The 7,683-nt window shown below is 71.9% G+C and carries 7 protein-coding genes; 4 read left to right on the plus strand and 3 right to left on the minus strand.

The genetic code is table 11. The annotated features are described in order from the left end of the window. Positions 1-20 precede the first annotated feature (20 nt). Positions 21-1,283, minus strand: a complete 1,263-nt coding sequence (locus ACZ6CL_RS29445) for an MFS transporter (protein WP_468940910.1) — start codon at positions 1,281-1,283, stop codon at positions 21-23. Further along, entirely contained in the window at positions 1,280-1,984 is a 705-nt protein-coding gene (locus tag ACZ6CL_RS29450) for a pentapeptide repeat-containing protein (RefSeq protein ID WP_468940912.1), read from the minus strand. Before ACZ6CL_RS29450 ends, ACZ6CL_RS29445 begins: the two co-directional genes overlap by 4 nt. 202 nt (positions 1,985-2,186) lie before the next feature. Between ACZ6CL_RS29450 and ACZ6CL_RS29455 the strand changes: the two genes are divergently transcribed. Genes ACZ6CL_RS29455 through ACZ6CL_RS29470 form a run of 4 tightly spaced genes read left to right on the plus strand, consistent with a single transcriptional unit; the run spans position 2,187 to position 6,278 of the window. Beyond that, positions 2,187-3,239, plus strand: a complete 1,053-nt coding sequence (locus tag ACZ6CL_RS29455) for a LacI family DNA-binding transcriptional regulator (protein ID WP_468940914.1) — start codon at positions 2,187-2,189, stop codon at positions 3,237-3,239. A gap of 24 nt (positions 3,240-3,263) precedes the next feature. After that, positions 3,264-4,541 (plus strand): ABC transporter substrate-binding protein, encoded by a 1,278-nt coding sequence (locus ACZ6CL_RS29460; protein WP_468940917.1) that lies wholly within the window; start codon positions 3,264-3,266, stop codon positions 4,539-4,541. A gap of 10 nt (positions 4,542-4,551) precedes the next feature. Then, positions 4,552-5,454, plus strand: coding sequence for a carbohydrate ABC transporter permease (locus ACZ6CL_RS29465; RefSeq protein ID WP_468940920.1), 903 nt, complete (start codon positions 4,552-4,554; stop codon positions 5,452-5,454). After that, entirely contained in the window at positions 5,451-6,278 is an 828-nt protein-coding gene (locus tag ACZ6CL_RS29470; RefSeq protein ID WP_468940923.1) for a carbohydrate ABC transporter permease, read from the plus strand. The genes ACZ6CL_RS29465 and ACZ6CL_RS29470 overlap by 4 nt, the downstream gene beginning before the upstream one ends. Before the next feature lie 8 nt (positions 6,279-6,286). On the opposite strand, the gene ACZ6CL_RS29475 is transcribed toward ACZ6CL_RS29470, so the two are convergent. Continuing rightward, the coding region (locus tag ACZ6CL_RS29475; protein WP_468940925.1) for a beta-galactosidase small subunit family protein at positions 6,287-7,683 on the minus strand (1,397 nt) is incomplete at its 5' end.

The following is a 7,683-nucleotide window of genomic DNA, read 5'->3' on the forward strand; positions in this document are numbered from 1 at the left end:
CGACCGCCCGGAGGCGGCCATCACCCGGCGGCCACCCCGGGGGCGCGCTGCCGGATCGGGGTGCACACCCCCACCGCCACGATGAGCAGGAACAGGGCGGCAGACCCGAGCAGCGGGCCGCGCACCCCGAACCGCGCCACCAGCGCGGTGAGTCCGGCGGCGCCCAGCGGGGCGAGCGAGTTGTGCAGCGTCCAGAAGGCCGAAGTGACCCGGCCGAGCAGGTGGTCCGGGGTCACCGCCTGGCGCAAGGACATCGAGGAGATACCCGCGAGGGCCATGCCGAACTGGTAGCACAGCACCGTCACCGTCGTCCCCCAAACGGTGGTGGACCGGGACAGCAGGCCCAGCGCCAGCGCGCACAGCGTGTACGAGCCCAGCCAGCACACGCCGAACCCCCACACCCGCCGCAACACCGGGATGAGCACGGCGGCCAGGACGGTCCCGGCGCCCGCCACGCCCATCACGACGCCGACCGTGCGGTCGCTCTCGTCCAGCCCCTCGCGTATCTGGTAGATGAAGACGTCGGTCATGCCCAGGCTGAGCAGCGAGACGCCGGTGAGCAGCACGGTGAGCCAGCGCAGGACCGGCGCCCGCCACAGGAAGACGAACCCGGCCAGGAACTCCTGCTTCGCCCTGCGCCACCCGGTGGTGACCCCGGCGGGCGGCGTGGCGTCCTCGGCCGCCGCCTCCCGGAATCTGATCAGCGAGAGCGCGAGGGCCGAGGCGGCAAAGCTCGCCGCGTTCACCGCGATCGCCGCCGTCGGCCCGAGCAGCCCGGACAGCCCGCCCGCCAGCATCGGCCCCGCGATGAAGGCCATCGCGTTCGTCGTGGTCAGCCGCCCGTTGGCCTCGATGATCCGCTCGGTGTCCACCAGATTGGGTACGGCGGCGACATACGTGACCTTGAAGACCATGTCGAAGACCGCGGCCAGCGCCATCACCACATAGAGCAGCCAGACCTGGGGACCGGCCAGGGCCCAACTGGCGGGGATGAGGGCGAAGAGGACCACCCGGACGCCATCGCACACGATCATCAGCTGGCGCCGGGGCAACCGGTCGACCAGGATGCCCGCGAACAGCCCGGTGCCGATCGACGCGACGCCCGCGACGGCCGTCAGCAGCCCCATGTGGACGACCGACCCGGTGGCCTTGAGCACCAGCAGCGGCAGCGCCACCAGGGCGAAGGCGTTGCCCAGTTCGGAGAAGGTCTGCCCGCACCAGAAGACGGTGAAATCACGGTTGGCCCACAACGGCCGCCGTCCCGCGACCGCCCCTGCCTTCACCGCCCCTGACGCTTCCGCCGGGCGGTGCGCGGTGCGCCGAGGGCGTCCCCGCTCTCCCGTACCGTGACACCGAGGGCCTGGGCGAACCTCGGTGCCAGCTCCAGGAGTTGGGCGCCGGTGATGGTGGCGCCGCGCAGCGCGTCGATCCCTTCGGTGATGTCCAGCCGGGTGGCGTCGCGCAGATCGACGCGGGTCATGCGCGCGTTGCCGCACCGCACCCCGTCCAGTGTCGACCCCGGGAACGCGACGTCCGTCAGCTTCGCCCCGCCGAGGTCGGTGTCCCGCAGGAGACAGTCCGCGAAGGTGACCTCCCGCAGGTCGGCGGTGCGCAAGTTGACCGATTCGAACTTGCAGCGGTGGAAGGTCACGCGGTGCATCGACGTGCCGAACATCTCCAGTCCGGCGAGTACGCAGCCGATCAGCTCACCGTCCAGCCAGTCGCCGTCCGCGAGGTCGGAGCCGACCCAGCGCACTCCGTCCAGCCAGACGTCGTTGAAGCGGGCCCCACGGTAGCGGCCTCCGGTGAACGTCACGGCGGAGAAGGCGGATTCGAGGAAGCGGGCCTGTCCGGCGTCGGCCCCCTCGATTTCCCCGCCGTCGAAGTGGACGGTGTCGTAGTCCCCGTCCACGGTCAAGGAGCCGTCGAACGGGCGCAGATGGCCCGCGTACGGCAGGTCGGCGAGCTGACGCGGGGATGACATGGCGAAACCTCATTTCCGGGGCACCACCGGCCCGGGTGCGCGGTGTGCGAGAGCGGTGGTGGATCGATAGTGCCATTCAACTTCTGCGTTCCCGACCGTTGACATGTGGTGTAAGCCACTCCTACCTTCGGGCAAGCCGGTTCGGGTCTCCGGCGCTCCTTCGATATTTCGAACGCGTGGATCTCCCGAGAGGTATGCGTCAGTGGTGTCGAACCGGTTCGACCAGCAGCCCCCGCCCGTCAACATCGGCGAGATCGCCCGTCTCGCCGGCGTGTCGCGCAGCACGGTCTCGTACGCGCTCAGCGGCAAGCGGCCGATCTCCGACCGCACCCGGCAGCGCATCCAGCGGGTCATCGAGGACCAGGGCTTCCAGCCGAACGCCAGCGCCCGCGCGCTGGCCCACGGCCGCACCCGCACCCTCGGGCTGGTGTTTCCGACTGTCAGCCGCCGCTACACCGACATGCAGCTGGACTTCATCAACAGCGTGGTCGACGCCGCCGCCGCGCACGACCACGACATCCTGCTCTCGCGCAGCGACGGCGACGGCGACGACTCCTTCCGCCGTCTGGTCGGCGAACGGCGGGTCGACGGCGCGCTGCTGATGGAGATCCGGGCGCCCGACTCGCGGGTGGAGCCGCTGGTCCGCTCGGGCTTCCCGTTCGTGTCGATGGGGCACACCGAGGACACGGCCACGCTGTCCTGGGTCGATCTGGACTTCGCGGAGCTGACCGCCGCCTGTGTGCGCCATCTCGGGCGGCTCGGCCATCGCCATCTCGCGCTGGTGGGCCGGCCCCGGGAGCTGTTCGACGCCGGATACGTGCCCGCGCTCCAGGGGCGGACCGGGTTTCTGCGGGCCACCGCGGAACTCGGGCTCACCGGCGAGGTCCACCACTGCGGCGACGACGCGGACTCGGGCCAGGCCGTGGTGGCGCGGCTCCTGGACCGGGACCCGCGCACCACCGCGGTCGTCACGCTCAACGAGGCGGCGCTGGTGGGCCTGTACCGGGGGCTCGGCCTCGCGGGGCGTTCCGTACCCGGCGACTTCTCGGTGACCGGAGTGGCGGCGGCCCGCTGGGCGGAGGCCGTCACACCGATGATGACCGGCGCCGACGTGCCCTCCGACCTGATGGGACGGCTCGCCGTGGAACTGCTGCTGGAACGGCTGGAGGCCCCGGCCGCGGCGCCCCGGCAGCATCTGCTCACCCCTTCGCTCACCCCGCGCGCCAGCACGGGCCCGGCACCGCATCGCAACTGACCGACTCACCCCTCGGAGACGCACATGGCCAACCGAGCCAACAGGCCCCCGGCTGCCGCCGGGAGCCCCCTCCCCCGCCGCTCCTTCCTGCGGATATCGGGCTCCGGGCTGCTCGCCGCGGGGCTGGCCGGTCCCCTCACCGCCTGCGGCGGCGGGGACGGCGGATCGTCGGGCAAGAACCTCGTCTGGTGGGACTACCTCGTCGAGGACGCCCGTCAGCCGGGCATCAAGGCCCTGATCGCCGACATCGAGAAGAGCGTCCCCGGGCTGAAGATCACCCGCCGGACCTTTCCGTACGCCGAGCTGGAGCCCGCCATCATCAAGGGCGCCGCCTCCGGCGATCTGCCGGACCTGGCGATCGTCGACAACACCTCGATGAACTCCCTCGCCCCGCAAGGGCTGCTCACCGACCTCACCGACCGGGTGAAGAAGTGGGGGCAGGCCGACGCGTACTACAAGGGCCCGTGGAGCAGCGGGGTCATCGACGGCAAGACCTACTCGGTCCCCAACAACGCCAACTGCCTGGCCCTTTACTACAACACCGAGCTGCTGGAGAAGGCGGGCGTCCAGCCGCCGAAGACCTGGGACGAGCTGTCCGCGGCGGCCCGCAAGCTCACCAGGGGCAGCACCTTCGGGCTGGCGATGAGCGCCATCAAGACGGAGGAGGGGGTCTTCCAGCTCCTGCCCTTCCTGTGGTCGGCGGGCGCCGACCTGGACACCTTCGCCACCGGTGGCGCCACCGCGCTCGGCTATCTGGGGGAGCTGGTACGAGCGGGCGCGCTCTCCAAGCAGTGCGTGGGCTGGACCCAGCAGGACGTCAACACCCAATTCACCTCGGGCCGCGCGGCCATGCAGATCAACGGGCCGTGGCAACTGCCCGGCCTCAAGCAGCAGTCCTCGGTGAAGTGGGGTGTGGTGCCCCTTCCGGTGGACAAGGAGCCCGCGAGCTGCCTCGGCGGGGAGAACTGGGTGATCCTGAAGACCAGCGGTCAGGCGGACCAGGCGTGGCGGGCCATCGAGCACAGCCAGCGGAAGAAGCCGCTGGCCGCCTATCTGGGGTCGGTGGGGCTGCTGCCCGCGCGCAGCGACATGGCGGACAGCGGCGACTGGGCCACCGACCCCACCCTGAAGGTGTTCGTGCGGGAGTTCGCCAACGCCCGGCCGCGCGCGTACGGCGAGCACTATCCGCAGATGTCGAAGGCCATGGCCGAGGCGCTGCAAGCCACCCTGACCGGTAGCTCCTCCCCCGGAGCCGCCGCGAAGAAGGCGGCGGACGCCATCACGCCCCAGCTGTCGAAGTAGCGGGGCCGCGATGACCACTCGGAGCCTCCAGACGCGCCGCACCCGGGCCGGATACGGGATGTCGGCGCCCGCGCTGCTCTTCCTCGGCGCGACCATGCTCTTCCCGCTCGTCTACAACCTCTGGACCTCGGTCCACCAGGTGGAGATCGGCGATCTGGTCACCGGCGACTGGGCGTTCAACGGCGCCGACAACTACGACGCGGTGGTCTCCGAGGGCGCCTTCTGGCACGCCGCCCGGATCTCGCTGCTGTTCACGGCCGGTTCGCTGGTCTTCCAGTTCACCATCGGCTTCGCGCTGGCGCTGCTGTTCGTCCGGCAGTTCCCGCTGGCCGGGCTGTTCCGGGGGCTGATGCTGGTGGCGTGGCTGCTGCCGCCCATCGTCAGCGGCACCCTGTTCCGCTGGATGCTGGACGCCGACTCGGGCGCGTACAACGAACTGCTGCACACCATCGGGCTGGACGCGCTGGCCCACAACTGGCTGACCGACCCGGACACCGCGCTGCCCGGTGTCATCGCCGCCAATGTGTGGGTGGGCGTGCCCTTCAACATGCTGCTGCTCCTGGTCGGGCTCCAGTCGATCGACCCCACCCTCTACGAGGCGGCAGCCATCGACGGCGCCGGTCCCCGGCAGCGGCTGCGCCACGTCACCCTGCCGCTGATGCGGCCGGTGGCGGCGGCGGTGCTGCTGCTCGGCCTGGTGTACACCTTCAAGGTCTTCGACCTGGTCTTCGTGCTGACCGGCGGCGGTCCCGTCGACTCCACGACCGTCCTCCCCCTCTACGTCTACGAGTCGGCGTTCAAGCTCTTCCAGCTCGGCCGGGGCGCGGCGGCGGGCACCCTGCTGCTACTCGTACCGCTGGTGGTGGCCGTGGCGTACGTCCGCAGGCTGCGCAAGGAAGGAGCCGCCGCATGACCCGCCCCCGCCGCCCCTGGCTGCTGACCCTGGTCGCGGGCGTCATCACCGCCTTCTTCCTGCTGCCGCTGTACTGGATGATCGCCACCTCGCTGAAACGCCCCGACGAGGTGCTCAGCTCACCGCCGCAGTGGTTTCCCTCGCCGCTGAGCGGTGAGAGCTACGCGCGGGCGCTGGACAAGCCGATGCTCGGGCAGGCCCTGTTCAACAGCGTCGCCATCTCGCTGGGTGTGGTGGCGCTGACCCTGGTGCTCGCGGTGCCGCTCACCTACGCGGTGGCGCGCATCCGGATGCGCGGCTCGGCGGCCATGGTGCTGTCGCTGCTGGTGGCGCAGCTGCTGCCGAGCATCGTGCTGGCCGCTCCGCTGTTCATCGTGCTCCGGGACGCCGGGCTGAACAACACCCTGCTGGGTCTGGTGATCGCGGACACCACCCTCACCCTGCCCTTCGCGGTGATCGTGCTGCGGCCGCTGGTGCGCGCCATGCCCGCCGAGATCGAGGAGGCGGCGCTGGTGGACGGCTGCGGACTGCCGGGGGTGCTGTGGCGGATCGTGCTGCCGGTGATGCGGCCGGGGCTGATCGCGGTCGGCGCCTTCTCCTTCCTGCTCGGCTGGGGCGAGTTCGTGTTCGGCATCACGGTGAACAGCGACCCCGGGGTCCAGCCGGTCACCGTGCTGCTCAACACGTTCGTCGGCCAGACCGGCACCGCCTGGGGGCCGCTGATGGCTGCTGCCACGATCGTCAGCGTGCCGGTGGTGTGTGTCTTCGCGATGCTCCAGCGGTTCATCGTGGGCGGGCTCACCGCCGGAAGCGTCAAGTCCTGACGGTCCTTTCACCGCCGGTGGAGGGTCCAGGACCAGCGGTACGTTCCCGCGCCCAGCCGGTAGCGGGGCAGGGTGTCCGGTCCGCAGGACGCGGTGCCAAGGCCCCGGTGGGCGGCGTCGAGGTGCACCACGCACCGCGGCCTGGGCGCCAGTTCACCGTGGTGGGTGGCGGTGGCCAGGTCGGCCGCCCGGTGGCGGGTGACCGACACCTGCCGCGGCTCGTCCAGCCGTACGGCCAGCCCGCCGCCCGCGTCCGACGACAGCAGCGAGAAGTGGCGCACCCCGTGCCGCCCGCCGCTCTCCTGCGGCCTGAGGTACGGGGTGAACAGCCGGTCCACGCGGACGCTGTGGTGGCCGACCGGCCCGCCCGCGCAGCGGTCCGGGTACGTCTCCCAGGGGCCCTGGCCGTACCACTCCAGATGGTCGAGGCCGCACACCGTCTCGAAGACCGTGCCCACGCGGGCGGCGTCGGTCAGCGCCTCGGGGAGGGTGGCCGTCTCCTCCACCAGCAGGCCGCCGTCCGGCAGCGGGGTGAAGACCTGGAGGTGTTCGACGGTGCCCGCGGCGGTCGGATACGCGCCGCGCACCAGGGTCCGGGCGCCGTCGTGGTCGACCGAGAGGGGGTCGCGCTCCAGCCGGTCGAGGCCCAGGGCTCGCCAGTGGTCGGCGGCGCCGCCCAGCAGATCGTTGTCAGTGGGCGCGCGCCACAGGCTGAGCACGGGCGGGGAGGTCAGCAGCGGATGGCGCAACAGGCCGTCCGCGTCGAGGGAAACGGCCGGGCCGGAGGCGGTCGCGGGCGCGAGCGCGGGCCGTTCGCGGAGCCGGACCTGCGGGACGCACACCTCGGTGCCGCGTGGCGCCCAGGGCTCGTCTCGCCGGGTGGTGACCCGGAGCGTGAGCCATGCCTCGCCGCCGTCCGCGGGCAGCCGGTCCACCAGCTCGGGTGGCGGGGCGAGGCGCGCCGACGCCCCGGGCGGGAGGGCTGCGGGCAGTGCGGCCGGGGCGGTGCGGGTGCCCGCGTCCTCCGCCGTGTCCTCCAGGGACAGCCGCCACTCGGCGGTCAGCCAGGACAGGTCGCGGAAGTGCTGCGCGTTGGTGACGCGCACCGAGCCGTCCGGTTCGCGTGACAGCCGTACGGGGGCGGCGAGTTCGCGGTGTTCGTACAGGGCGGGTTTCGGGGTGCGGTCGGGGAAGACCAGTCCGTCCGCGCAGAACGCGCCGTCGTTCGGGGTGTCGCCGAAGTCGCCGCCGTACGCCCAGCGGTAGCCCTCGGCGGCCACGCCGTGGGCGTACGCGCCCTCGCCACCGCGGCCCGCCGGGCGGCCCGCCGGGCGGCCCGCGGCGCGGCCGGTGGTGCGCTGGAGCAGTCCGTGGTCCCAGAACTCCCAGATGAAACCGCCCTGGA

It is taken from the genome of Streptomyces sp. NPDC041200 (genome assembly GCF_055591805.1).

Coding starts and splice junctions, on each gene's coding strand:
- ACZ6CL_RS29460 (WP_468940917.1), top strand. CDS start 3,264: ATGGCCAACCGAGCCAACAGGCCCCCGGCTGCCGCCGGGAGCCCCCTC.
- ACZ6CL_RS29470 (WP_468940923.1), top strand. CDS start 5,451: ATGACCCGCCCCCGCCGCCCCTGGCTGCTGACCCTGGTCGCGGGCGTC.
- ACZ6CL_RS29450 (WP_468940912.1), bottom strand. CDS start 1,984: ATGTCATCCCCGCGTCAGCTCGCCGACCTGCCGTACGCGGGCCATCTG.
- ACZ6CL_RS29465 (WP_468940920.1), top strand. CDS start 4,552: ATGACCACTCGGAGCCTCCAGACGCGCCGCACCCGGGCCGGATACGGG.